Below are 25,298 nucleotides of genomic sequence, written 5' to 3' on the forward strand. Positions count from 1 at the left end.
GCGCCCCAGGGTGCGGCGGCCCTCGCGTTCGTTCGTCCACTCGCGCGAACAGGGGATCGTTCCCTAACCCGTGGCGGTGACGGAGAACGTTTCTGCGCCGGTGCCGGGTCCTTGCGGTGCAGCATCTGGCCATGCGCCGTACGTTGCCGGTCCTCGCCCTCTGTCTGGCGTTGCTGTCGTCCAGTGCCGCCGCCGAGGCCGCCCCCGAGCCGTCACAGCCGTCACAGCGGTCGAAGCCGTCACAGCCTTCGCCCGGCCGGACCTTCTCCTACGGGAAACACGCCCGCCAGAACGTCACCGTGTACGGCTCCGTGGCGGCCCGGCGCCCCGCCCTGGTGATCCTGCACGGCGGTTCCTGGGTGCGGGACACCGACTGGAGCGGGTGGGCACGGTGGTTCGCGGCGCGCGGGTTCACCGTGTACGACACCGACTACCGCCTCGCGTCCGACGCCGCATGGCCCGCGCAGCGCGACGACGTGCTCGCGGCCCTGCGGTGGATCAAGCGGCGGGGCGGCGGTACTCCCCTGGTGCTCGGGTCGTCCGCGGGCGGGCATCTCGCCGTCAGCGCCGGGGCGTACGGCGCCGGGCGCAAGCGGGTACGGGCCGTGGCGGCCCTCTCCCCCGTCGCCTCGCCCTTACGCGCCTGGACGGACGGCGGGACGCGCGCCGCGTCCCCTGCCCAGCGCAGGCTGCGCAGGTCGGCGGAACGGCTCGCGGGGTGCGCGCCGGACCGCGGCGGGCCGCGCTGCCCGAGGCAGTGGGAGGACCTCGCCGCCAAGTCGCACGCCTCGGGGACGAACGACCCGCCGATGCTCCTGACGCACTCGGCGGCGGACTTCGTACCCGTGGCGCACTCCACCGAACTCGCCCACGCGCAGACGGTGGCGGGCCTGCGCGACGTCACCGTGCGCATCGAGCCCGGGAGCGCGCACGGGGGCGAACTCCTGAGAAACCCGGCCGTCGCCCAGTCCGTACTGCGCTGGCTGCGAAAGCACGCCTGAGGGGCGCCCCTTCAGGGGCGCGAGGAACCGCGCGATCAGCCACGACGGCGCCGCGGCCGAGATCCCCGCGCCCCGAGACGTCAGCGCAGACCGCCCCGCCGCCTGGGCAGGAACGTGAAGACCGCGCCGCCGAGCAGAATCACCGTGCCCGCGACGAGGCCGAGCGCCCGCAGTGCGCCGTTGTTGTCGGCGCCGGTCTCCGCGAGGTCGCCGCCTCCGCCCGTGGCGGAGCCACCCGCGGAACCGGAACCGCCCGCGGAGCCGGAGCCACCGCCCGCCGAACCCGAACCGCCCGCCGCGCCACCGGGCTGCGCCGCTGTGTCGATCTCCAGGGACACCTCGGACTTGGACGGCGTGCAGGTCGTCGTCGTACCGAGCGCCTTGACCGTGAGGACACCCGGCGAGAGCGTCGACTTGCCGTCGGCGCCCGGCTTGTACGTGCCGGTCAGGTCAGGGATGGTCATCGGGTCGCCGGACTTGATGGGCTCCTTGTTCGTGGGCCCCTCCACCGCCACCGTGCCCTTGTCCGCGCCGCCCAGCTTGACCGCCATCGACGGCTTCACGGAGTCCGCGGGGATGTCGGCCGGGCTGTCCATGACCGACTTCTTGAACTTCACCGTGAGGGCGTAGTTCCCGCCGTCCTTCTTGGCGTTGATCTGGACGGGCGATGTGGCGTCCTTGTCGCCGATGGGCGTCTTGCACTTGTAGGGGGTCTGGACCTCCTTCCCGGGGAAGTCGCTCTTGCCGCCGTCGTCACCACCTGTGGAGCCTCCACCCGTGGAACCACCGCCGCTGGTCCCGGCCGTGTCGCCGCCGGTGTTGCCACCCGTGTTGCCGCCCGACGTCGAGCCACCGGACGCCGTACCGCCGCCCGAGCCACCCCCGCCGTCCGTCACCTTGATGGTCGCGCCCGCCTTCACCTGCTCCTTCGGCGTGCACTTGGTGTCGGTCGACATCGGCTTGCTGACGTTGATGTTGTACGCGTCCGGGGTGAGCGTGATGTCGCCCGCCTTGGTCAGCTTCAGCTTGCCCTTCATGTCGGACAGGATCATCGGGCTGTTCTTCTTGATCGGCGGATTGACCCGCTCGCCCGCCACCGCCAGGTCACCGCTCTGGCCGCCGCCCACCTTGATGGTGCCGGTCGGCTTCACCGTGTCCTTGTCCAGGTCCAGGATGTCCGGGTTCTTGGACGCGGCCTCCGTGGTCTTCCATACGACGTCGACCTCGTCGCCCACCTTCGCGGTGGCCGGCGCGGTGATCTCCACCTTCGTGGTGCCCTGCACCGGTGGCAGGCCCGAGATCGACGGCGGTATGCACTCCGTCTTGTACGCGGTCCCGGCCGCCTGCGCGGAACCCGCGCCCAGCAGGATGCCCGCCCCGCCGAGCAGCAGCGAGACCGAGGCCGCGCCCGCTCTCCGTCGTGTGCTGATCACGTGTTTCCCTTCGTCGTCGGGCTGTTGTCTGACGGTGCGGAGAGCTGTCCGGCGGGATCGGTCCCGGCGCCGGGGTCTGTGTCAGGGGTGAACCACGGCAGTGTGGCCGTGTTGTTCGTGGCTGTGTCCTTGCCGGACTCGCCGGACTCGCGGGGCGGCTTCGTACGTGACGTACGTGATGTACGTGGCGTACGGGCCGCCTCGTCCGCCGCGACCGCACCCTGGGGCAGCCGCAACTTCGGGATTCGTTCGGTGAGTTCGGAGAGCCTGCCGGTGCGGTGGCGGCCCGCCGGACGGCTGCGTCCGCCACGGCGGCGATGGGGGCGGAGCTTGTCCACCACCGCCATGCCGACGCGGAAGACGGCGGCCGGTACGACGACGCAGAGCAGGACCCAGAAGACGGTGACACCCCAGGGGCGGCCGACGCCCCAGGGCTGCTCAGCGAGGACCTTGCCGCCGAACTTCAGGGAGACCAGGTAGTCGCCGTGCGCTCCGGCCGAGAGTTCGACCGGGAGCTTGATCTGGGCCTTCTTGCCCGGCGCGATGGTGCCGCGCCACTGCTGTTCCTCCCACTGCGGGGCGAACACGCCGTGGGAGGTGCCCACTTGGAAGACCGGGTTCTTGACCGGGGCCGAGCCGACGTTGCCCACGGTGAAGGTGAACTTGCGGGACGGCGGGGCACCGAACCAGGTCAGTACGCCGCCCGATCCTTCCAGCCGGGTGTCGGTGAGCACGGAGAGTCTCCCGCCGCCCTGCTGCTTGGGCAGGGGTTCCACGGGGTGGCCCGCGACCTTGAAGGCCGCGTCCGCCTGGGCCTTCTCCCCCGTGACCGTGGCGACGTGCACCACACAGGGGCAGGGCTTCGGGGGCTCGGCCACGGGGAGCTTCTTGCTGAAGGTGCCCTCGCTGTCCGTGGTGACGGCGCGGCCGGTGTCGTTGGCGCAGGAGTTCGTGCCGCCCGGTACACCCCTGGCCGGGGTGGACTGACCGCAGACGAGCATCATCAGGAGGGCCTTCGGCCGCCACCCCTCGCCCTTGACGGTGATGTCGCCGCCTTTTCCCGCCTGGGACTGGGAGAGTGCGACCGTTGGCTTGTCCGCCGCTGCGACTTGGCCCGCCGGGAGCAGCAGCGCCGCGAAGAGCGCCGCCAGCGCGGCGGCCGCGGCCATGTACCTCTTGCCGTTTCGTCTGCCGGTGCCGGGCCGTGGGCGGGTGTGCCCACCCACCCACGACGTGGGCCGCTCGACGTTCACAGTTGCTCGCCCCTTCCCGTACCTGCTCCCGCCAACTCCAGCTCCGTACCGCCCTGTTCAGGTTCATCCGGTGGCAGACCCCCGGCCGCCCCGCTGCGTCTGCGCACGAACCAGACGCCGGCCGCGGCCAGGCCGAGCACCCCGGCCCCCACTCCCGCCACCGCTCCCCACGGCACGAGGCGCACCGACGCGGACGCCGTGCCGTGGGCTCCGCCCGATGCCGTGACCGTGAGGGTGACCTCGACGGAGTCGAGTGCGGGGGCGTCGGTCCACGGTTCCGTGAGGGTGACCCGGCGGCCGGGGAGGAGCTCCACCGGAAGCGTGCGGGGCCCCCGGTCGAGCAGCGGGCCGAAGACGCCCTCCGCATGGACCTTGAGCCTGGGGGTCAGGACCGTGTTGCCCCGGTTGACGACGTCGTACGAGATGCGCCCGTCCCGGGGCTTCACGTGCTCGACCGTCAGCGCGGACAGCGTCGGTCCGCTCACCCGCAGGTGCACGCGCACCCCGGCGTCACGGCCGCCCTCCCGCGCGACGATCGCGCCGGGGTGGTCGCCCGGCACCGCCCCCTCGGGGACGCTCACGCTGAACGGCACCTCGGCGCGGGTGCGCGGCGGCACCTTCACCTTGCGTTCGGCGAAGGTGATCCAGGAGCCGGTGTCGGTCGGCCCGCCCCGCTCCAGCGAGAACGCGCCGTCCCGCGTGTTGTCCGCGTCCGCACCGCTCAGCTCCACCGTGCGCGGTCTCGATCCCGGATTGGTGACCGTCACCGTGTCCTCCAGGACCGATCCGGGCGTGCCCTCCACGTAGAAGTAGGGCCGCCCGTCCTTCGCGGGCCGCGTCCCTCCTCCCGCGGAGGGCGCGAGGGACCACGCTCCGGAGTCGTCGGCGAACACCGGGGCCGACTGCGCCGCACCCGTCCCCAGTAGGACCACGGCCACGGTGAGTGCACGGACAGCGGACAGCAGCGACGGCATCGGCGGCTCCTGGATCTTCGTACTCGTCGTACGCGTCGTGCGCGTCGTGCGCGTCGTGCGCGTCGTGCGCGTCGTGCGCGTCGTGCGTGATGTACGTGCCTGGCGCGACATGCACGTGCCTAGCGCGAGCGGGCCGCCTGGTTCCTGCGGGTCAGCCAGAGCGCGCCTGCCGCGCCCGCGAGCAGCACCGTGCCGCCGAGGGTGCCGAGCGCGATCGCGGAGTCCGCGGGTCCGGTCTGCGGGAGTTCGTCGCCGCCGGAGGGAGTGCCGGCCGAGCCGCCGGAGCCGCCGTCGTCACTCGATCCTCCGGAGCCGCCGCCACCCGTGGTGCCACCGCCGCCCGATCCCTTCACGTCGAGCGAGAGCGAGGGCTTGGGGCTGTTGGACGGGGTGCACGTCGTCGTCGTACCGAGCGCCTTGATGGTCAGGACACCCGCGGTGAAGGTGACCTTGCCGCTCTTCTTCGGTGTGTACGTCCCCGACAGGTCGCTGATCTTGATGGGGGTGTTGGCCGGGATCGCCTTGTCGTTGGGAGCTCCGGAGACCGGCACGGTGCCGCTCTCCGCGCCGCCCAGTTTGACGAGCGCACTCGGCTTCATCGCGCCCTTGCCGAGCTCCACAGGGCTTGAGGAGACGCCCTTCTGGAAGGACATGGTGAGTTTGTAGCCGCTGCCGCTCTTCACGCTCTTGATATCGATCGGCGATACGGCGCCCTTGTTCCCGATGGGCGTCTTGCACTGGTAGTTGACGTCCTGGACATCGGCCTGCGCGGCGGGGGCGGCCATCAGCACCGCCGAGCCGCCGGCCAAGGCCGTGGCAAGCGCGAGCGCGGCCCTACGTTTTTGGTACGACACCTCGAGTTCCCCTCATGCCGGTCGTGGCGTGCCGCGGTGCGGATTTCCTGACGGCACATCAGATTGGGCGCTCAAGGTACGCCCGGGGCCTTGTCGAGGGAAGACAAAGAACGCGCCGGATCTCAGTGATCCGGCGCGTGTGCGAACCGTGGGTAACCCAAGGGGGAACTGAGCGGGCTCCGAGGGGAACTACGCGGGCGCGCTCAGCTCCGCCCACACCGTCTTGCCCGTGGCCCCCGGGGTGCGGACGACACCCCAGTCCAGGCAGAGCCGCTGCACGATGAACATCCCGTGCCCGCCCGGCCGACCGGCGCGGTGCGGGGTACGGGGTGCGGGCTGCCCCGCGCCGCGGTCGGACACCTCTATCCGCAGCACCTTGTTGTCGGAGGAGAGCCAGAGCTCGTCGGGACCCTCGGCGTGCAGGCACGCGTTGGTCACCAGCTCGGACACGACGAGGAGGACGTCTTCGGCGGCCGCACGCTGGTCGGCGCCCGCCGCGGGCAGCCAGCCCCACGCCTGGAGCGCCTGGCGCGCGAAGTCCCGGGCGAGCGGCACTATGCCGCTCGCGCCGTTCAGGCTCAGCCTGCGGACCTGGCGCCCCTGACGGACCGTGGCCGCCGTAGCGACCTGGTCCGCAGGAGCGTCCGCGACAACGGTCTCGGACTCCGGACCGCGGTCGCCCGGCGAGCAAGGCCGGGTGGTGCTCATCAGCGCTTCACCTCACCGACAAGAGGACTCTGGACAAGGAACGGGACAAGTAGCGGCAACCCAAGAGAGATCATCGACTGCTCGACCGTTCCTGCTGTTGATTTGGCAACGATTTATTTCCGGACCGCTGTAGACGCATCCAGGGTGTCTCCTGCCCGGCCGAACCGTGAGAACACCCACTTATTCGACGCGACCTGTGTGACGCTGGTAACGCGATGATCACATAGAGACAACTGGCGCGTAACTCTTGCGTACGCTCCGTCAACAGGCCGCCCGATCAGCTGGCCAACGCCGTTTCGAGCGTCTCGTGGACAGTGAAGACCGCATCGGCTCCGGTGATCTCGAAGACGCGGGCCACCACCGGCTGCATCGCGACCAGATGCACTCCGCCCCCCGCGGCCTCGGCCTTGAGCCGGGCCCCCAGGAGGACATTGAGTCCGGTGGAGTCCATGAATTCCAGGCGCGAACAGTCGACGACAAGTCGCGAGAACCCGTCATTGAGGCAGGTCTCAAGTGGTTCACGCAACACATCGGCGGTGTGGTGATCCAACTCACCCGCCGGAGTCACGACGACGCTCGGGCCCTCGGCCCGGACTTCAACCAGAAGCCGGCCACCCTGCGCGCTACCGACTGTCCCGCGGTCCATTCCGTCACTCACTTCCGACCGTCGTGGCTGTTGATGACGCCCCTGAACATTACGCCTTCCGAACGGTCTCGGGTACCCGAACAAGCTCCAGAATTCGGACATTTCACACCAGAGCGCACTTGCGACCAGGCTGTGGAAACGGGTAGGGGTAGAAGAGACAGTAATCAACACTGACGGCTTTGGAGGCGCCGCACACCGCAGTGCACGTATTGGCATCGGCAGCCATATGCCGAGAACGATGGAGGACACCATGTCACCCCGGCTCGACGAATCGCGCACTGACCTAGCGACGTCGACACTCTCACCGAACCGTATAGAGACCGAGATCCCGGGTCCCCGCACGGAAGCCACGCCGGACGAACCGGACCTGACGACCGCAGCGGAGACGGAAGCCCTTCCCGAGGGGCTCGCCGATCTGCCCGAGATCCCGCCGTACGCAGAGGTGGGGCCGCTGGATGCGAGGGCGCTGTCCAAGACCCTCTTCGAACGCCTCGAGACGCTCGAGGAAGGCACGCACGAGTATGCCTACGTACGCAACACTCTCGTCGAACTCAATCTCGCTCTGGTCAAGTTCGCCGCCTCCCGGTTCCGCTCCCGCAGCGAACCCATGGAGGACATCATCCAGGTCGGCACCATCGGCCTGATCAAGGCGATCGACCGCTTCGAGCTCAGCCGAGGCGTCGAGTTCCCCACCTTCGCGATGCCGACCATCGTCGGCGAGATCAAGCGCTTCTTCCGTGACACGAGTTGGTCGGTGCGCGTCCCGCGCCGCCTCCAGGAACTCCGTCTGGACCTCGCCAAGGCGGGCGACGAACTCGCCCAGCAGTTCGATCGCGCCCCCACGGTGGGCGAGCTCGCCGAGCGCCTGGGCATCTCCAACGACGAGGTCGTCGAAGGCATGGCGGCGTCCAACGCCTACACGGCGAGCTCCCTGGACGCCCAGCCCGAGGAGGACGACTCCGAAGGCGCGCTCGCGGACCGCATCGGCTACGAGGACCACGGACTCGAAGGCATCGAGTACGTCGAGTCGTTGAAGCCGCTGATCGCCGAACTTCCCTCGCGTGACCGCAAGATCCTCTCGCTCCGCTTCGTCGCCAACATGACGCAGTCGGAGATAGGCGAGGAACTCGGCATCTCGCAGATGCACGTCTCGCGACTGCTCTCGCGGACGCTCGTCAAGCTCCGCAAGGGACTGACCGTCGACGAGTGAGGGTTCGCGCCGCTCGGCGTTTTTTCGGGTCACTGAGTCGCCGCTTCGCGGCGGATGTCTCCCACCCACCCACCCGTTTGCCCCGCATGGATTGTGCGCGAGGGCGGCGGGTGGGTTGTTTTCTGCACCTCGGCCCGGCTACGAGGTCGCTGCCGCCACCGCCGCTTCCGCGTGCAGCCTCGTCGTCGGGAAGAGCGGCACCCGGCTGTGCTCCTGCCCGATGAGCAGCTCGATCTCGGTGCACCCCAGAATGACCCCCTCCGCTCCGTTCCGTACGAGATCGCCGATGACCTTCTGGTACCCGACTCGGGACTCCTCACGCACCACACCTAGACACAATTCCTCGTAGATCACCCGGTGCACCAGCGCACGCCCCTCCGCGTCCGGAACCAGCACGTCGAGCCCGCGCGCGGCAAGGCGGTCCCGGTAGAAGTCCTGCTCCATGGTGAACGCCGTCCCGAGCAGCCCTACGCGCCGCAGACCGCCTCGCAGCACCGCGTCGGCCGTCGAGTCCGCGAGGTGCAGAAACGGCACGGAGAGAGCCTCCTGGACCTGTTCGGCGACCTTGTGCATGGTGTTGGTGCAGAGCAGCACGAGCTCGGCACCGGCCGCCTCCACCCCCTCGGCCGCCCTCGCGAGGACCTCACCCGCCTGCTCCCACTCCCCCGCCGCCTGAAGCCGCTCGATCTCGGCGAAGTCGACGGAGTACAGCACGCAGCGGGCCGAATGCAGGCCGCCCAGGCGTTCGCGTACGAGTTCGTTGAGCAGCCGGTAGTACTCCGCGCTGGACTCCCAGCTCATGCCGCCGATGAGGCCGATGGTCTTCATGGGGCCAGGGTCGCACCCGTAGAACAGACCCTTCAGACGGGCAGCGCCACGCCGTGGACGACTGTCGGCCCGTAATCCACGCCCTCCAGCGCGAGGGCCAGGGCCAGCCGCCGTTCCGCCTGGAGCAGGCGGCGTTCGGCCGCGCGGTAGTAGGGCCGCGCGAGGGGGATGCCGCTGACGTCGACGGGGCGGTCCTCGGCGGCCTCACGTGCGTATGGGCTGCGGGGGCGCGGCCGGGGTCGGACGCGGGACTCGGGGCTCGGCGGCCTCCGCGTCGGCGGCTCTTCCGTGGCGGCGCGGGCACGGCGCGTGCCCGTGCCTGGCAGGAGCCTGGCGAGGAGACGTCGCAGCATCTATCCCTCCCCCAGTTCGCACCAGACGGTCTTGCTGTCGGGCCCCTGCTCCACGCCCCAGCGCAGCGAGACCGCGTCAAGGAGGGCCAGTCCACGGCCCGTCTCGTCGTCACTGCCCGCCCTTCGGAGCAGGGGCCAGGCGCGGGGGTCGGGATCCGTGACGGCCACGCGGATCCGGCCCTGCGCACCGGTGAGGCGGACGGTGACGGGGGTCCCCTCACCGAGGTGCCGGATCACGTTGCTGAGCAGTTCGCTCACACAGAGTTGCACGTCGGGGTGCGGGCTGCCGTGCGGATGGCTGCTGAGGGTGCGGCGGAGTTCGGGGACTGCCTTGGGGACCGCGAGCAGGGACAGTTCGAAGTCCGGGGTGGCGGCATGGGTGGAGGTGGGGGCGGGGTCTGGCATGGGGGGTACGCCTTCCGTGCACTGTGTGATGTTTCGGTCACACAGTGCTGTGGCTCGGCGTAACGTAACAGGGGTTTGGGTTGCGCACGGTAACTGGCAAATGGCGGTGGTGGGTTGTGCCTTCTCGTAAGGATCCTGACGCGTCGACGAGCGTTCCGGCCTTCTACGGCGCGGAGTTGCGCTTCAAGAGGGAAGCAGCGGGCCTCACGCTCGAACGGCTGGCCGAGGGCAGCTACCGGGGCGTGCCCTTCCTCAGCCAGATCGAGCGCGGCGAGCGCCGCATGCCGCTCGATCTCGCCCAGCACGTCGACGAGAAGCTTGAGACGGACGGCTTTTTCCAACGCCGTTGTGAAGATGCACGCAGGGCCCGCCAGGGCGGTCACGCCGAGTACTTCGCGGACGTCGCTGAGATGGAGCGGTACGCGGAGAGCATCGAGGACTGGGCGCCAATGATCGTCCCAGGCCTGTTGCAGACGTCGGCGTACACACGCGCGATCGTACGGGCGGCAATGCCCCGGGCTTCGGCCGATGAGGTCGAGGAAAAGGTGACCGCTCGAATGGAGCGGGCCGATCTCTTCGAGCGGGAGCGTCCTCCAACCTTCTGGGCGATCCTGGACGAGTCGGTGATCCGCCGCCGGGTCCTCTCACCGGAGCAGATGGCCGAACTACTGGAGCACATCGGGGAAGTGGTCCAGTCCACCCGGTCCATTTTGCAGATCGTTCCGGAAACCACCGCTGCCCACCCATTCATGATGGGCATGACCAGGGCCATGACCTTCGCGGATGCGCCTCCACTGGTGTACACCGAGAGTCTTCACAGCGGCCAACTAATCGACTATCCGCCGCTCGTGAAGCAGTACAGGGGGTCGTACGATCTGCTCAGGGCCGCCGCACTACCGCCTGAGGCGTCCCTCGCCATGATCGAGACAGCGGCAGAGGATTATCGAAATGGCCAGCAGCCAGATTGACTTGAGCTCGGCGCTCTGGCGCAAGAGCAGCTACAGCAACGGAACCGGCGGAGAGTGCGTCGAGGTGGCCGAACACTTCCCCGGCGCCGCCCACTGGCGCAAGAGCAGTTACAGCAACGGCTCCGGCGGGCTCTGCGTCGAGGTGGCCGACGGCCTCCCCGGCATCGTCCCCGTCCGGGACTCCAAGGCGCCGCACGGGCCCGCCCTCGTGATCCCCGCATCCGCGTGGGCCCCCTTCGTCGCCGCCGTCACGAAGGGCGAGCTGGGCGCCTGAGTTCATTCGCTCCGGTCAGCGGCGCCCACTGGGCACGAGGGCAGGCGGCGTCAGTTGCCGGTCCGGGGCCTCGTACTGGTCGACGGAGCGATAAGCGCGCTCCTGCGATCGGTCGGGGAAGCGGGCGCAGGGACTGCTGCCGAGGCCGGTGACCTCCTTGAGGTCCGCATCCCAGTGGATTGACAGCTGGTAACCGTCTTTGCGGGCGACCACGCCGAAGTTCCGCTTGTTGATGGATTCGCTCCAGTCGACTTCCCAGCCGTTGGCCGCGAGGTGGTCCTCCAGGCGGCCGAAGGCGGCCCGCACCCCGGAGGCGTCCTTCCTGACGACGGTCCAGCTGTGCCGGACGTTGTAGACACCGTCAAGAGGCTCGTCCTCCATGGCTTCCAGGCCATCGGGGTAACACTCGCCCGTCGAAGCGGAGTTGCTGGAGTGGTGTTCGGCGGGGTCCTCCGGACCGGACCGCGGCTTCAGCACGGGGCCGAGATCCAGTACGCGGTAGGCGTCCTGATTGTCGGCCGCGATACGCCGCAGCATCTCCGGCGGCGGCTCCCTGTCGTGCTGCTCCGGCCAGCCGAACATCACGTACCAGGCGCCGCAGAGCAGCACCACCACGGGCGTGACCAAGAGGACGATGATCCCGCGCCGTCTACGGCTGGGTACGGATACGGACTCGGGTGCGGACATAAACGCCACCGTAAGCACCCCCACGCCAACACGAATCCGCACGAATACTCAAATCGCCCCCCCCACACCTGAGTACCCCGGCCATTCTCAATTTCGTCCCACTCGCGTCCGCGACGACCTGCGGCTTTACCGAGACCACCTGGGATTTTTCTGCAGTGCCCCCCCAACCAGCAGGCCCCAGGGGGACGGTGCTCAGGGGCGTCCCTCGGCCGCGGCCATCGCCGCGTCGATGCAGGCGTGGTGCGGCATGCCCAGCAGTATCGCCGCCGTGTGGGTCCGGCTTCCGGGGGCGATGACGAGACAGGCCGTCCGCTCCGAGATGAGGCGGTCCAGGACGGCGAAGCCCGCGCTGTCGAGATAGAGCACGTTGCTCAGGTCGAGCACGAGGGGGCGTGGGCCGGGCAGCGCGCCGACCTCCGTCCCGAAGTCGCCGGCGTTGGTGATGTCGATCTCGCCGGTGACCTTGACGACGGGGATGCCCTCGCCGCCTGGATGCCCTACGTGGGCGGTGCGCAAGGCGTACATGGACGCGGTCATGGGGTTGCTCCCCTGGATGTGGCATGCGCCCCCGGAGCGGGACTTCGCCGGTGGTGCATGGTGACGCGTGTTCCTCTGCTCGAACGGACGGTCTGGACGTGTTCGCTGAGGCCGTTGATCAGGGTCAGGCCGCGACCGCGCGTGGCCTCCCGGCGGCTCGCCGATGAGTCACCGCTCCAGCTGCCGGGGTCCGAGACGGTCGTCGAGACCATCTCCTCGTCGGCGAAGGCCTCGACGGAGATGGTGTTCGCCGAGTTCGGTGCGCTGCCGTGCTCGATGGCGTTGCCCACCGCCTCACCGACCGCGAGCAGCACGTCGTGCTGGAGCATCTCGGGCATGCCCAGGCCGGTGAGCCACGCACGCAGGCGGTGGCGCAGGTCGGGCACGTGCGTGGTGGCCGCGGGGATCGCGGTCACGAAGCTGCTCGGGGTGGTTCCCGACGGTCGCAGTGCGAGCACGGCGACATCATCGGTGTAACCGCCCCGGGGTGCCAGGGCCCCGAGCAGTTCGGCGCAGATCGAATCGACGGGCAGGTCGCGGTATCGGCCGGCCGCGGCGGCGAGTCGCGCGAACCCGTCGTCCAGCGCCTCCCCCCGCCGTTCGATGAGCCCGTCGGTGTACATGATGAGCAGGGAGCCCGGTGGGAACTCGGCGAGGTCCGGGGGACAGGATTCACGGGATGTGAACGCCGCCAGCGGCGGGCACCTGCCCTGATCGAGATAGCGGGGGGCGCCGGTGGGCGGGACGAGGAGTGGGTAGGGGTGACCGGCGCAGGCGTAACTGACGGTGCGCGCCCGGGAGTCGACCACGGCATAGCCGACGGTGGAGCAGGCCGCGCCCGGCACGGTTGACGCGTACTTCTGCAGGAGTCCCAGCACGGAGTGGGGGTCCGCCGCGGACAGGGCCGACACGGTGGTCGCGCTGCGCAGCTTGCTCATCACGGTCGCGGCGGAGAGGCCGTGGCCGACGACATCTCCCACGGACACCGCGACACGCGCCGGGTCGTCGAGGGGCGTGACGAGGTACCAGTCCCCGCCCACCCGCATGGCTTCGGCCGCGGGCTCGTACAGCGCCGACACCACGGCGGCGGGAGAGCGTCGGTCCAGGTCGAGGAGCTGGTCCTGGAAGTCGGTGGCGATACGGCGCTCGCGCTCCGCGCCGCGCACGCGGTCGACCGCCGCCCAGGCCGTTGCCGCGAGTGCGGTGAACGTCGCCACGTCGGCGGGGCCGAAGGAACGCGGTTCGGGCCAGAGGAACGCCACCGCTCCCTGGACGGATCCGGCCGCGTCCTTCAACGGGTGGACGAGCGCGGCGCCGACACTGCTTTCCGCGTCGCGGGCGAGAACCCGGTAGCGCGCGTCGGCCGCCGCGGTGTCGGTGATGATCATCGGCTCGCCCGAGCGGATCACGTCGGTGAGCGGGATCGGCGCGTCCAGGGCGACCGTGTGGTAGCGATCACGCAGCTCGGCCGGGACCGCACCGGCGTAGTGGATGCGGATCTGGCCGAGCTCATGGTCCGGCAGGGCGAGCGCGGCGGCACCGGCCCGCGACGAGCTGCCCGGGGCGGCGAGCAGCGCACGGAGGATGTCCTCGATCGAGGTGGCCGCGCTCAGCCTCCCGGAGGTCTCGGCCCGCGCCGTGGCCCGGCGCGTCCGGTCCTCGCTCCGCTCCCGCTCGACGCGCTCGCGGTCGGCGGCGGTGATGCGCGCGGCGACCCGGTCGACGAGGTCCGCGGAGCGGAACGGCTTGGGGAGGTAGTCGTCCACACCGCTGGCGAAGCCCTCGCCCGCGGCTTCCTCGCCCGCCCTGGCGGAGAGCATCAGGACGGGAATCGACGCCAGTTGCGGATCGGCACGGACCGCGGTGACGAACGCGAACCCGTCCAGGGCGGGCATCATCACGTCGGTCACGATGACATCGGGACGGTGCTCCCGGGCGCCGCGAAGTGCGGCTGCCCCGTCACCGAAGGCGACGGTGTCCCACCGGGCCGACAGGATGCGTCTGAGGTGTGCGCGCATATCGGCGTTGTCGTCGGCGATGAGGACCAGGCCGCGCGTCGGCACGTCCGTGCCGGGGCCGGTGCGGCCATCCAGGCTTTCCGGTGTGTCCTCGTCGTGGCCGAGCCACTGCGACGCCTCCGCGACGAAGGGGTTGTCGCTGTCGGATCGCGGTGCCGGAAGCGCGGTGACGCCGCGAACCATGCGGTCGTCCTCCGTGACCGGCGGGAGGCGGACGGTCACGGTGGTGCCGACGCCGAGCTCGCTGGTGAGCTCAACCGTCCCCTCATGCAGTTCCACGAGGCCGCGTACGAGGGAGAGGCCGATCCCGCTGCCCTCGACGCTGCGACCGAGGCTGTTGCCCGCGCGGTAGAACCTGTCGAACAGTTTGCCGATGTCCGCTCCGTCGATTCCCGTACCGGTGTCGCTGACGCTGAGGCTGACGGCCTTGTCCTCGACCTCCGCGACCCGCACCGTGATGGTGCCCGCGAAGGTGAACTTGACGGCGTTGGACAGCAGGTTGAGCACCACCGTCTCCCACATTCCGACGTCGACGTCCGCGATCACGTGGTCGCACCTGATGACCAGTTCGACCCCGGCCTGAGCGCACAGCTCGGTGAAGGACGAGGCGATCTGCGCGGTCAGCGAGCCGAGGTCGACCAGGGTGCGCGCCGGGGCGGCCTGCCCGGCCTCGGCGCGCGCGAAGTCCAGGAGGGAGTTGACGAGGCGCAGCAGCCGTTGTGCGTTCCGGCGAGCGGTGCGCAGACGGTCCGCCTGTACCGACTCGCCGGGAATCTGTTCCAGAGCGTCATCGAGCGGTCCGAGGAGCAGCGTCAGGGGTGTTCGGAACTCGTGACTGACGTTGGTCAGGAACACCGTCTTCGACCGGTCGAGCTCGGCGAGGAGGTCGGCGCGTTCCCGTTCGCGCTGGTACGAGGCCGCCGTGGCGAACGCCGCCGACAGCTGATCGGCGAGCAACCGGCAGAACCCGCGGTACTGGTCGTCAAGAGGTTGGCGCGGATTGAGGCCGATCACCACGGACCCCACCGGCACACCGTCGCCCTGCGCCGAATCGGAGACGGGGAGCACCAGGGCGCGCTCCGGGCACGACCCGGCGTCGAAGACCGACGCCAGCGAAGGCAGCGCCGTCCCCAGGCCCTCCACCAGCGGCATTCCCGAACCGGACGCCTCCGCCGGTGCGGGAGGCAGCAGGTCTTCCAGGGAGGGGGGCAACAGTCCGGCCACCAGTGGCGTGCACCGGCTGAGGCGGCTGACGCGCGCGTCAGGATCCTCCACGTACACGGCGAGGAACGGCAGGTCCCTGTCGTGCGCCGCGCAGGCCTCCACCACGGCACGGGCGGCGTCCTGCGCCGTACGGGCCTCCATCAGCGCCGTACCCACGGTGTTCAGGATGTGCAGCCGCCGCTGCCCGAGCACACGCTCCGTGGTCTCGGTGACCGCGCAGAACACGCCGTCCACATCGCCCGCCGCGGTGACGATCGGGCCGTAGCTGAAGGTGAAGTACCGCTCCTGAGGCCGGCCCGCGGTGACGATCGGCAGCAGCAGGTCGCTGGACCAGGTCGCCTCTCCCGTCTCGATGACCCCGGCGAGCATGGGCTCGATGGAACCCCAGATGTCCCACCAGACGTCACGCCCCCGCCTGCCCAGAGCAGCAGGGTGCTTCTCTCCCAGCGGGGCGATGTTGGCGTCGTTGTAGACGAGGAACAGGTCCTCGGCGCCCAGACACAGCACGATCGGGAACCGCGACGTCAGCCCCACCGCGACCACGGCGCGCAGTTCGTCGGACCATGTGGACGGCGGCCCGAGTGGATGGGAACTCCAGTCGTAGGCGGCGAAGAGCCTGCCCGTCTCACCGCCGAGCAGAGCCGCCGTGGCCAGATCAGGTGGAAGCCCAGGGAACTCCGTAAGCTCAGGGTCCATCACACAGCACCTCCGAGCGAGCACCTCCAACTCACCCGATTCTGCCCGGACATCGGCCCCTCAGACAGAGATTCAGCGCACACGTTTCGGTGAAACGTGCGCTCCCCGCTGCCATACCTCGCTGACCAGCGGCACTCCTGGCCGGTAGGCCAGGTGGACGTGGCTCGGGGCGTCCAGGAGTGCGAGGTCGGCGCGCGCCCCTTCGCGTACGACACCGATGTCCGTGCGGCGCAGGGCCGCCGCGCCGCCCGCCGTGGCCGACCAGATCGCCTCGTCCGGGGTCATGCCCATGTCCCGCACGGCGAGGGCGATGCAGAAGGGGACGGAGGATGTGAACGAGGAACCCGGGTTGCAGTCCGTGGAGAGCGCCACCGTCGCGCCCGCGTCCAGGAGGCGGCGGGCGTCGGGCCACTCGGCGCGGGTGGAGAACTCGGCGCCGGGGAGGAGGGTCGCGACGGTCGCGCTGTTCGCCAGTGCGTCCACGTCCTCGTCCGTGAGGTGCGTGCAGTGGTCCGCCGACGCCGCGTCCAGCTCCACCGCCAGTTGGACCCCGGGGCCGTACGAGAGCTGGTTGGCGTGGATGCGGGGGTGCAGGCCCTTCGCCCTGCCCGCCGTCAGGATCGCGCGGGCCTGGTCGCCGTCGAACGCGCCCTTCTCACAGAAGACGTCGATCCAGCGGGCGTGCGGCGCGCAGGCGTCCAGCATCTCGCCGGTGACGAGGTCCACGTACGCCGCCGGGTCCTCGGCGTAGTCGGGGGAGACGATGTGGGCGCCGAGGAAGGTGACTTCGTCGGTGTGGCGGGCCGCGATGCGCAGGGCCCTCGCCTCGTCCTCCGTGTTGAGGCCGTAGCCCGACTTCGTCTCGAAGGTGGTCGTGCCTTGGCGGAGGGCTTCGCGGAGGTAGTGGGTGAGGTTCGCTTCGAGTGTCTCGTCGGTGGCGGCGCGGGTCGCTGCGACCGTCGTGCGGATGCCTCCCGCGGAGTAGGCGCGGCCCGACATGCGGGCGTTGAACTCCTGGGTGCGGTCGCCCGCGAAGACGAGGTGGGAGTGGGAGTCGACGAAGCCGGGGATGGCCGCGCGGCCCTGTGCGTCGTGGGTCTCGTCCGCCGCGGGGGCCTTGGCGGCCGGGCCTACCCAGGCGATCTTTTCGCCGTCCAGGACTACGGCGGCGTCCGTGAGGAGGCCCAAGGGGCTTCCGTCCCCCTGGGCGGGGTCGTTGGTGACGAGGCCGGCGATGTTGGTGATGAGGGTGGTGGGCATGGGGGTCTCCAGGGTGCGCCGGGGTCTGGGCAACTTCTCTTTCCCCAACCCCGCCCCTTCCCGAAAACCCGCTCGGCGCGGGGGCCTTGTGCCTTGTGCGTACCGTCATCGCCGGCTGCGCCGAGCTCGTCCTCAAACGCCGGACGGGCCGGATACTGGGACCGAGCCCCGATGGGAAGGGTGGGGTTGGGGAAACTTTCAATCTCTCAGCGCCGCCACCGCCTCGGTCAACGCCCCCGCCACATCGGGAACGAGCTCGTGCTCCCCGTCCCGTACGACATGGCGGCCCCCGACCACCGTGTGGCGGACGTCCGCCGCCGTGGCCGCGAACACCGCCGTCTCGGCGGCGAGGCGCGGCAGCGGGCCCGCCGTGCGGACGGAGTCCAGCGCGACCGTCGCGAAGTCGGCGAGCGCGCCCGTCTCGATGGCGCCCGCATCCGCCCAGCCAAGGGCCGCGTGCCCATCAGCCGTAGCCGCCCGAAGGAGCGCCGCCGCCGTCCAGTGGCCCCGCGTGTGCGAGCGCAGGCGCTCGTTCAGTTCCATCGCGCGTGCCTCTTCGAGGATGTCGATGACGGCGTGGCTGTCGCTGCCCAGGGAGAGGGGGCTGCCCGCTCGTTGCAGGCGGACCGCGGGGCCGATGCCGTCCGCCAGGTCGCGCTCCGTCGTCGGGCACATGCACGTGCCCGTCGTCGTGCGGCCCAGGAGCGCGATGTCCTCGTCCGTGAGGTGCGTGTTGTGCACGCCTGTCGTACGGGGGCCCAGAACCCCGTGGTCCGCCAGGAGGCGCGTCGGAGTGCGGCCATGGACCGCAAGGCACGCCTCGTTCTCCGCCGTCTGCTCGGAGAGGTGCACGTGGAGGGGCGCCTGACGGGACGACGCCCACTGCGCCACCGCTGCCAACTGCCGTGCCGGTACCGCTCGTACGGAGTGGATCGCCGCGCCGATCCGGGCGTGGTCGCGGTCCTTGAGTGCCGAGGCCCGTTCCGCCCACGCCTGGGTCGTGCCGTCGGAGAAGCGCAGCTGGTGGCGGTTCGGGGTCTTGCCCCGGGTCTCCGAAAGCAGCCCCGACGCCACGTACGCCGTGTCCAGGAGCGTGATGCGGATCCCCGCGTCCGCCGCCGCCTGGATCAGCGCCTCGCCCATCGCGTTGGGATCGGCGTAGGCGGTGCCGCCCGGCGCGTGGTGCAGGTAGTGGAACTCGCCCACCGTCGTGATGCCCGCCAGGGCCATCTCCGCGTACACCGCGCGGGCAAGCGCGTGGTACGTCTCCGGTGTCAGGCGGTCCGCCACCGAGTACATGACCTCGCGCCATGTCCAGAACGTGCCCGAGCCCACCTGGACCGTGCCGCGCAGGGCCCGGTGGAAGGCGTGCGAGTGGGTGTTGGCGAGGCCGGGGAGCGTCAGTCCGCGCAGGACCGTCGCGCCGGGCGGGGGCGCCTCGACGCCCTTGCGGACGGCCGTGATCCGGTCGCCCGTCACCTCCACCGCCACGCCCGGCTCGACATTCGTGTCGAGCCAGGCGTGCTCCAGCCAGTACGTGTCCGTCTTCACCTGCACGCCAGCCCTTCCAGTACGTCAGCCAGTGCGGTCACCCCTGCGACGCAGTCGTCCTCGGCGGCGAACTCGGCCGGGGAGTGCGAGACGCCCGTGGGGTTCCGTACGAACAGCATGGCGGTGGGGATCGACCCGGACAAAATACCCGCGTCGTGTCCGGCGCCCGTGCCGAGGACGGGGAGGCTCTTGCCGGCGGTGGCGCCCAGGATCGCGCCCAGCTCGTCCCGAAGGGCGTGCTCGAACTCGACCACCGGCGTGAAGGACTCGCGGACGACGTCCAGGTCGATGCCGTGCCGGTCCGCGTACTCGCGGGCCGCCTTCTCGATCCCCGTCACGACCGTGTCAAGCGTCGACTGGTCCGCGGCGCGCGAGTCCAGCCAGCCCCTGACCAGGGACGGGATCGCGTTGACGCCGTTCGGCTCGACCGCGATCTTGCCGAAGGTGGCCACCGCGCCCGCCAGTTCGGCCTCCCGGCGAGCCGCCAGGACCGTCTCCGCGTACGACAGCATCGGGTCGCGGCGGTCCACCAGGCGGGTGGTGCCCGCGTGGTTGGCCTCGCCCTTGAAGTCGAAGCGCCAGCGGCCGTGCGGCCAGATGGCGGACGCGATGCCGACCGGGTCGCCGGTGAGGTCGAGGGCGCGGCCCTGCTCGACGTGCAGCTCCACGAACGCGCCGATGCGGGCCAGGCGTTCGGGGTCGGGGCCGATCGCCGCCGGGTCGTACCCGGCCGTCTCCATCGCCTGCGGGAGCGTGATCCCGGACGCGTCGTGAAGCTCGTACGCCTTCTCGCGCGTGAGCTGTCCGGCGGTCAGCCGTGAGCCCACGCACGCCAGACCGAAGCGGGCACCCTCCTCGTCGCCGAAGTTGGTGATGGCCAGGGGGCGGCTGAACGACACCTTCCGTGCGCGCAGTTCGTCGAGCGCCGCGAAGGAGGAGACGACTCCCAGCGGGCCGTCGAAGGCGCCGCCGTCCGGGACGGAGTCAAGGTGCGAGCCGGTGACGACCGCGTCGCCCCGGGCCGGATCGCCGAGCCAGGCCCACTGGTTGCCGTTGCGGTCGACCTCGTAGTCGAGGCGTCGCGCCTCGGCCTGCGCCTGGAACCACAGGCGGCACTCGGCGTCGGCGCCGGTCCAGGCGTAGCGGCGGTAGCCGCCCGAGGCGTCGCTGCGGCCGATGGGCCGCAGCGAGCGCCACATGGCGTGGAAGGTGTCGCTCACGCGGTGCCGTCCTCCTCGCGCATCGGGATCCGTACGCCCTTCTCGTCCGCCACCGACTCCGCGATGTCGTAGCCCGCGTCCACGTGCCGGATGACGCCCATGCCGGGGTCGTTGGTGAGGACGCGGCGGATCTTCTCGCCCGCCAGCTTCGTGCCGTCGGCCACCGAGACCTGGCCCGCGTGGATGGAGCGGCCCATGCCGACGCCGCCGCCGTGGTGGATGGAGACCCAGGAGGCGCCCGACGCGACGTTCACCATGGCGTTCAGGAGCGGCCAGTCGGCGATCGCGTCGGAGCCGTCGAGCATGGCTTCCGTCTCGCGGTACGGCGATGCCACCGAGCCGCAGTCCAGGTGGTCGCGGCCGATGGCGAGGGGGGCGGCGAGGGTGCCGTTGCCGACCATGTCGTTGAACATGTCGCCCGCCTTGTCGCGCTCGCCCTGGCCGAGCCAGCAGATGCGCGCGGGCAGGCCCTGGAAGTGGACCCGCTCCCCCGCCATCTTGATCCAGCGGTGCAGCGACTCGTTCTCCGGGAAGAGGTCAAGGAGCGCCTTGTCCGTCTTGTGGATGTCCGATGCCTCGCCCGAGAGGGCCGCCCAGCGGAACGGGCCCTTGCCCTCGCAGAAGAGGGGACGGATGTAGGCGGGGACGAAGCCCGGGAACGCGAACGCTCGCTCGTAGCCCGCGAGTTGAGCCTCGCCGCGGATCGAGTTCCCGTAGTCGAAGACCTCCGCGCCGGCGTCCATGAAGCCGACCATCGCCTCGACGTGCGTGGCCATCGACTCACGCGCGCGGGTGGTGAAGCCCGCCGGGTCCTTCGCCGCGTACGCCGCCATGTCGTCGAAGTCGACGCCTACGGGGAGGTACGCGAGCGGGTCGTGGGCCGATGTCTGGTCCGTGACGATGTCGATGGGCGCGCTCTCGGCGAGCATGCGCGGGAGCAGCTCCGCGGCGTTGCCGAGCAGGCCGATGGAGAGGGGGCGCCGGGCGTCGCGTGCCTCGACGGCCAGCTGGAGCGCGTGCTCCAGGGAGTCGGCCCGCACGTCCAGGTACTTGTGCTCGATGCGGCGCTCGATCGCGCGCGGGTCGACGTCGATACAGATCGCGACGCCGTCGTTCATCGTCACGGCGAGGGGCTGGGCGCCGCCCATGCCGCCGAGTCCGGCGGTGAGGGTGATCGTGCCCGCCAGGGTCCCGTTGAATTTCTTGGCGGCGACGGCGGCGAACGTCTCGTACGTGCCCTGGAGGATGCCCTGCGTGCCGATGTAGATCCACGAACCGGCGGTCATCTGGCCGTACATCGTGAGGCCGAGGGCCTCCAGGCGCCGGAACTCCTCCCAGTTCGCCCAGTCGCCCACGAGGTTCGAGTTGGCGATCAGGACGCGCGGGGCCCACTCGTGGGTCTGCATGACGCCGACCGGGCGGCCGGACTGGACGAGCATCGTCTCGTCCTGCTTGAGAGTCCTGAGCGTGCGCACCATCGCGTCGAAGGAGCGCCAGTCGCGGGCGGCCTTGCCCGTGCCGCCGTAGACGACGAGCTTGTCGGGGTGCTCGGCGACCTCGGGGTCGAGGTTGTTCTGCAGCATGCGCAGGGCGGCTTCCTGCTGCCATCCCAGGGCGCTCAGTTCACTGCCGCGCGGTGCCCGTACGGGGCGGGGTCCTGACATGGCGATGCCTCCTCGCGTGAAGCTCTGCTTGTGAGCTCGTGATGGACTGCTGTGAGCTTGTTATTCACATCCTGCGATTTTGAATAGAACTAGTCAATACGTTGACGGTGCAGCGGGACCGCGTCACGGATGATTGTCTGGAACGCATGAGCGATCAGGGAGCGGAGACCGCACGCGCGTCCGAGGCGAACGCAGACTCGGGCAGAGGTCCGGACGGAGCCCCGGGCAGCCACCCGGAAGCCCCCACGCAACGCCTCACGACGGCGGATCCCGCAGCGCGGCCCCCGGCGCCGCGACCCCTGGCGCCGCGACCCCAAGACCCGCAGCCCCAAGACCCGCAGCCCCCGGCACACTCGGCCGCGGATTCCGCGTCACGCCGCGACCGGGCCGTCCGCGCCGCCGTCGAGCAGGGCCTCGCCGACCCCGCGTCGCCCATCGTCGGCCTCCTGGACGTCACCGGCATCCGCGCGGCCGCCGCCCGTCTGCACGCCGCCTTCGAAGCGGTCACACCGCCCGGCACTCCCGTCCTGCACGCCTTCGCGGTGAAGGCGTCGCCCCTGGTCCCGGTCCTGCGCCTCCTTCGCGACGCGGGCATCGGCGCCGAAGTGGCGAGCCCCGGCGAACTCGCCCTGGCGCGGGCCGCCGGAGTGCCGCCCACGCACACCGTCCTGGACTCGCCCGCGAAGACCCCGGCCGAACTGCGCGAGGCCCTGGCCCTGGGCATCGCGGTGAACGCGGACAATCCGCAGGAGCTCGCCCGCATCGACGCCATGACCCGCTCGGCGCCCACCCGCTCCCCCGTCGGCCTGCGCGTGAACCCGCAGATCGGCGGCGGCTCCATCGGCGCCCTGTCCACCGCGACGGCGACCTCCAAGTTCGGGATCGCGCTGCTCGACGAGGGTGCCCGCGAGTGGGTCGTCCAGGCGTATCTCGACCGGCCTTGGCTGACCCGCCTGCACGCCCACTCCGGGTCGCAGGGCATGCCGCTCGAAATGATGGTGCGGGGCGTGTCGGCGACGTACGAACTGGCCGAGGAGATCAACGGACGGGCCGGGCGGCAGCAGATCGACACCATCGACATCGGCGGCGGCCTGCCCGTCAACTTCGGCTCGGACGAGGAGACCCCGACGCACGCGCAGTACGCGCGCCGCCTGAAGTCCCGCGTGCCGGGGCTGCTCGACGGGCGGTACGGCATCGTCACCGAGTTCGGCCGCTCGCTGCTCGCCAAGCACGGCACGATCCTGGCCCGCGTCGAGTACGCCAAGACGGCGGGCACCCGGCCCATCGCGGTGACGCACGCGGGCGTCCAGGTGGCGGCGCGCACGGTGTACGCGCCCGCGTCCTGGCCGCTGCGGATCGCCGCGTTCGACGCGAAGGGCCGCGCCAAGAGCGGGCCGAACGTCGGGCAGGACATCGCGGGCCCGGCCTGCTTCGCGGGCGACCTGCTCGCGGAGAACCGTCCGCTTCCGCTGCTCGAACAGGGCGACTACGCGGCGGTGCTCGACACGGGCGCGTACTACTTCGCCCACCACTACTCGTACAACAGCCTCGCCCGGCCCGGGATCTACGGCTTCGCGACAGCGGGTGAGCAGGTCACCTTCGCCACCGTGCGGGAGCCGCAGACCCTGGAGGAGATCGTCGCCGAGTCGGGAGGCGCGGGGCGGGACGCGCTGCGGGACCTCTGAGGTTCCTCGGGGGCCGCCCCCGAGGTGCCCCCCAGGTAACTCCGGAGCGCCCCTGAAGTTCCTCCGAGGTTCCTCAACTCCCGCATCCCTGCCGCGCTTACGGGGCAGATCCTCCCTCCAGGCACCTAGGCAACCAGGCGCCCAGGCACGCTCTCGGGGGAGATGATCGTGTGACGACGTCCAAGGCGACCACCCAAGCACCGCCGCCCGCCGAAGAACCCGCGCTCGTCCGCGCGATCGGCCCCAAGCTCCTGATCCTCTTCGTGATCGGCGACATCCTCGGCACCGGCATCTACGCCACCACCGGCAAGGTCGCCGGAAAGGTCGGCGGCGCGCTGTGGCTGCCGTTCGCGATCGGCTTCGTCGTGGCGCTCCTGACGGCGGCGTCGTACGTCGAACTGGTCGGCAAGTATCCGAAGGCGGCGGGCGCCGCGCTCTATACGCAGAAGGCGTTCAAGGTCCCGTTCTTCACCTTCATCATCGCCTTCATGGTGATGTGCTCGGGCCTGTCGTCGGCGAGCGCCGCGGCCCGCGCCTTCAGCGGCGACTACCTCGGGGAGCTGACGAACGACGCGCTGCCGCCGACGCTGATCGCCATCCTCTTCATCCTCGCGCTCGCGGCGCTGAATCTGCGGGGCGTCTCGGAGTCGGTGAAGGCGAACGTGGTCCTCACGCTCGTCGAGGTGACGGGCCTTGCCATCATCCTGGCGATCGGCGCCTACGCGGTACTGAGCGGGGACGGCGAACCGTACCGCCTGACGGACTTCGAGGGCGGTGGCGGCACGGGCTACGCCCTGATGACGGGCATCCTCGGCGCGACGGCGCTCGGCTTCTTCGCGTTCGTCGGCTTCGAGGACTCGGTGAACATGGCCGAGGAGACGAAAGATCCCGCACGCACGTTCCCGCGGGCCATCTTCATCGGCGTCGCGGTGACGGGCACGATCTACGTCCTGGTGGCGCTGGTGTCGTCGCTGCTCGTCGACTACAAGGTGCTCGAAGGATCGAGCGGGCCGCTCCTTGAGGTCGTGAAGGCGGGCGGCATCGACTTCCCGCACAAACTCTTCGCGCTCATCGCCCTGTTCGCGGTCACCAACTCGGCCCTGATCAACATCATGATGGCCTCGCGGCTCTGTTACGGCATGGCCAACGAACGCATCCTGCCGCGCGCGATGGGCCGCGTCCTCTCACGCCGCCGCACACCCGTGGTCGGCATCGTCTTCGTGTCGCTGCTCGCGATCGGCCTGGTGTCGACGGGCGAGATCGAGGGGCTCGGCGACACGACCGCGTTCCTGCTCCTGTGCGTGTTCGCGGTGGTCAACGTGGCGGTCCTCGTCCTGCGCCGCGACCCCGTCGAGCACAAGCACTTCCGCGCGCCGACGGTCCTTCCGGTGCTCGGCGCCGTCACGGCCCTGATCCTGGCGAGCCCCCTCGCGGACCGCCCCGCGGAGGTCTACATCCGGGCCGGGGTCCTTGTCGCCATCGGCATCGGCCTCTGGGCCGTGAACAAGGTGGTGCTCAAGGCTCGCGGCGAGGAGTGAGACCGCAGGGCTGACACGGGAGGGCTGAGACAGGAGGGCTGACGCGGGAGGGCTGAGACAGGAGGGCTGAGACGGGAGGGCTGACACGGGCGTCCCAGGGATGACACGGGGGCGGCCCGGTCGCTAGGTCGATACTTTCGGTCAGGCTCGGGCCTTCCCTGACCGCTCGTCGCGCGGATCCCGTCGAGGTCGGGCATGTTCCCCTGGAAAGTGCCTACTTGCCTGGAAACTCCACGACTTCTGCGTACCTTCCTCACACCGGGCGGCGATGAGCCCCCGGTCGGGTGGTAGGGGCCACCCGGTTCAACCCT

22 protein-coding genes are annotated in these 25,298 nt (G+C 70.5%); 6 read left to right on the forward strand and 16 right to left on the reverse strand.

Going from position 1 to position 25,298, the window contains the following annotated elements; genetic code table 11:
* The first annotated feature begins 131 nt into the window (after window positions 1–131).
* On the forward strand, window positions 132–1,001 hold the full coding sequence (locus ACFVXC_RS12755) for an alpha/beta hydrolase (protein ID WP_389904574.1): 870 nt from the start codon (window positions 132–134) through the stop codon (window positions 999–1,001).
* An 80-nt stretch (window positions 1,002–1,081) separates the two neighbouring features.
* Here ACFVXC_RS12755 and ACFVXC_RS12760 read toward each other — a convergent pair whose 3' ends face one another.
* The 6 genes from ACFVXC_RS12760 to ACFVXC_RS12785 all read right to left on the reverse strand — a co-directional run bounded on the left by ACFVXC_RS12760 (window position 1,082) and on the right by ACFVXC_RS12785 (window position 6,869).
* Window positions 1,082–2,431: a hypothetical protein gene (locus ACFVXC_RS12760; RefSeq protein ID WP_389905275.1), complete on the reverse strand. Its 1,350-nt coding sequence runs from the start codon at window positions 2,429–2,431 to the stop codon at window positions 1,082–1,084.
* Complete coding sequence (locus ACFVXC_RS12765; protein ID WP_389905277.1) at window positions 2,431–3,603, reverse strand: hypothetical protein; 1,173 nt, start codon at window positions 3,601–3,603, stop codon at window positions 2,431–2,433. Before ACFVXC_RS12765 ends, ACFVXC_RS12760 begins: the two co-directional genes overlap by 1 nt.
* A gap of 80 nt (window positions 3,604–3,683) precedes the next feature.
* Window positions 3,684–4,772 carry a hypothetical protein gene (locus ACFVXC_RS12770; protein ID WP_389904575.1) on the reverse strand — a complete coding sequence of 363 codons (1,089 nt, stop codon included), beginning with the start codon at window positions 4,770–4,772 and terminating at the stop codon, window positions 3,684–3,686.
* Between the two features lie 8 nt (window positions 4,773–4,780).
* Window positions 4,781–5,515 carry an LPXTG cell wall anchor domain-containing protein gene (locus ACFVXC_RS12775; RefSeq protein WP_389904577.1) on the reverse strand — a complete coding sequence of 245 codons (735 nt, stop codon included), beginning with the start codon at window positions 5,513–5,515 and terminating at the stop codon, window positions 4,781–4,783.
* Between the two features lie 189 nt (window positions 5,516–5,704).
* The gene (locus ACFVXC_RS12780; RefSeq protein WP_389904578.1) at window positions 5,705–6,223 is read right to left on the reverse strand and encodes an ATP-binding protein; all 519 of its coding nucleotides are present in this window, start codon (window positions 6,221–6,223) and stop codon (window positions 5,705–5,707) included.
* 277 nt (window positions 6,224–6,500) lie between these two features.
* The gene (locus ACFVXC_RS12785; RefSeq protein WP_389904580.1) at window positions 6,501–6,869 is read right to left on the reverse strand and encodes an STAS domain-containing protein; all 369 of its coding nucleotides are present in this window, start codon (window positions 6,867–6,869) and stop codon (window positions 6,501–6,503) included.
* A gap of 238 nt (window positions 6,870–7,107) precedes the next feature.
* On the opposite strand from ACFVXC_RS12785, the gene ACFVXC_RS12790 reads away from it, so the two are divergent.
* Complete coding sequence (locus ACFVXC_RS12790; RefSeq protein ID WP_389904582.1) at window positions 7,108–8,079, forward strand: RNA polymerase sigma factor SigF; 972 nt, start codon at window positions 7,108–7,110, stop codon at window positions 8,077–8,079.
* Between the two features lie 138 nt (window positions 8,080–8,217).
* On the opposite strand, the gene ACFVXC_RS12795 is transcribed toward ACFVXC_RS12790, so the two are convergent.
* Genes ACFVXC_RS12795 through ACFVXC_RS12805 form a run of 3 tightly spaced genes read right to left on the reverse strand, consistent with a single transcriptional unit; the run spans window position 8,218 to window position 9,665 of the window.
* Window positions 8,218–8,907: an aspartate/glutamate racemase family protein gene (locus ACFVXC_RS12795; RefSeq protein WP_389904583.1), complete on the reverse strand. Its 690-nt coding sequence runs from the start codon at window positions 8,905–8,907 to the stop codon at window positions 8,218–8,220.
* A 32-nt stretch (window positions 8,908–8,939) separates the two neighbouring features.
* Window positions 8,940–9,260 carry a hypothetical protein gene (locus tag ACFVXC_RS12800; protein ID WP_389904584.1) on the reverse strand — a complete coding sequence of 107 codons (321 nt, stop codon included), beginning with the start codon at window positions 9,258–9,260 and terminating at the stop codon, window positions 8,940–8,942.
* Window positions 9,261–9,665 carry an ATP-binding protein gene (locus tag ACFVXC_RS12805; protein ID WP_389904587.1) on the reverse strand — a complete coding sequence of 135 codons (405 nt, stop codon included), beginning with the start codon at window positions 9,663–9,665 and terminating at the stop codon, window positions 9,261–9,263.
* 116 nt (window positions 9,666–9,781) lie between these two features.
* Here ACFVXC_RS12805 and ACFVXC_RS12810 point away from each other — a divergent pair, with 116 nt between their 5' ends.
* Both ACFVXC_RS12810 and ACFVXC_RS12815 read left to right on the forward strand, forming a co-directional pair.
* A complete protein-coding gene (locus ACFVXC_RS12810; protein WP_389904589.1) occupies window positions 9,782–10,633 on the forward strand; it encodes a helix-turn-helix domain-containing protein in 852 nt (283 codons plus the stop codon).
* On the forward strand, window positions 10,614–10,907 hold the full coding sequence (locus tag ACFVXC_RS12815; RefSeq protein ID WP_389904592.1) for a DUF397 domain-containing protein: 294 nt from the start codon (window positions 10,614–10,616) through the stop codon (window positions 10,905–10,907). The genes ACFVXC_RS12810 and ACFVXC_RS12815 overlap by 20 nt, the downstream gene beginning before the upstream one ends.
* Before the next feature lie 15 nt (window positions 10,908–10,922).
* Here ACFVXC_RS12815 and ACFVXC_RS12820 read toward each other — a convergent pair whose 3' ends face one another.
* The 7 genes from ACFVXC_RS12820 to hutU form a co-directional block, all read right to left on the reverse strand.
* On the reverse strand, window positions 10,923–11,594 hold the full coding sequence (locus tag ACFVXC_RS12820) for a hypothetical protein (protein ID WP_389904594.1): 672 nt from the start codon (window positions 11,592–11,594) through the stop codon (window positions 10,923–10,925).
* A gap of 192 nt (window positions 11,595–11,786) precedes the next feature.
* A complete protein-coding gene (locus ACFVXC_RS12825; protein ID WP_389904596.1) occupies window positions 11,787–12,131 on the reverse strand; it encodes an STAS domain-containing protein in 345 nt (114 codons plus the stop codon).
* Window positions 12,128–16,069, reverse strand: a complete 3,942-nt coding sequence (locus ACFVXC_RS12830; protein WP_389904598.1) for a SpoIIE family protein phosphatase — start codon at window positions 16,067–16,069, stop codon at window positions 12,128–12,130. Before ACFVXC_RS12830 ends, ACFVXC_RS12825 begins: the two co-directional genes overlap by 4 nt.
* Before the next feature lie 72 nt (window positions 16,070–16,141).
* A complete protein-coding gene (gene hutI / locus ACFVXC_RS12835) occupies window positions 16,142–17,329 on the reverse strand; it encodes an imidazolonepropionase (protein WP_389904601.1) in 1,188 nt (395 codons plus the stop codon).
* 198 nt (window positions 17,330–17,527) lie between these two features.
* Window positions 17,528–18,880 carry a formimidoylglutamate deiminase gene (locus tag ACFVXC_RS12840; protein WP_389905278.1) on the reverse strand — a complete coding sequence of 451 codons (1,353 nt, stop codon included), beginning with the start codon at window positions 18,878–18,880 and terminating at the stop codon, window positions 17,528–17,530.
* Window positions 18,877–20,079: an allantoate amidohydrolase gene (locus tag ACFVXC_RS12845; protein WP_389905280.1), complete on the reverse strand. Its 1,203-nt coding sequence runs from the start codon at window positions 20,077–20,079 to the stop codon at window positions 18,877–18,879. The genes ACFVXC_RS12840 and ACFVXC_RS12845 overlap by 4 nt, the downstream gene beginning before the upstream one ends.
* Before the next feature lie 17 nt (window positions 20,080–20,096).
* A complete protein-coding gene (hutU, locus tag ACFVXC_RS12850; protein ID WP_389904602.1) occupies window positions 20,097–21,764 on the reverse strand; it encodes a urocanate hydratase in 1,668 nt (555 codons plus the stop codon).
* A 146-nt stretch (window positions 21,765–21,910) separates the two neighbouring features.
* On the opposite strand from hutU, the gene ACFVXC_RS12855 reads away from it, so the two are divergent.
* Window positions 21,911–23,449 carry a diaminopimelate decarboxylase gene (locus ACFVXC_RS12855; RefSeq protein ID WP_389904604.1) on the forward strand — a complete coding sequence of 513 codons (1,539 nt, stop codon included), beginning with the start codon at window positions 21,911–21,913 and terminating at the stop codon, window positions 23,447–23,449.
* A gap of 170 nt (window positions 23,450–23,619) precedes the next feature.
* The gene (locus tag ACFVXC_RS12860) at window positions 23,620–24,987 is read left to right on the forward strand and encodes an APC family permease (protein ID WP_389904606.1); all 1,368 of its coding nucleotides are present in this window, start codon (window positions 23,620–23,622) and stop codon (window positions 24,985–24,987) included.
* Window positions 24,988–25,298: the final 311 nt, after the last annotated feature.

Source organism: Streptomyces sp. NPDC058257 (assembly GCF_042881845.1).
In the GTDB taxonomy this organism is placed as follows: domain Bacteria; phylum Actinomycetota; class Actinomycetes; order Streptomycetales; family Streptomycetaceae; genus Streptomyces.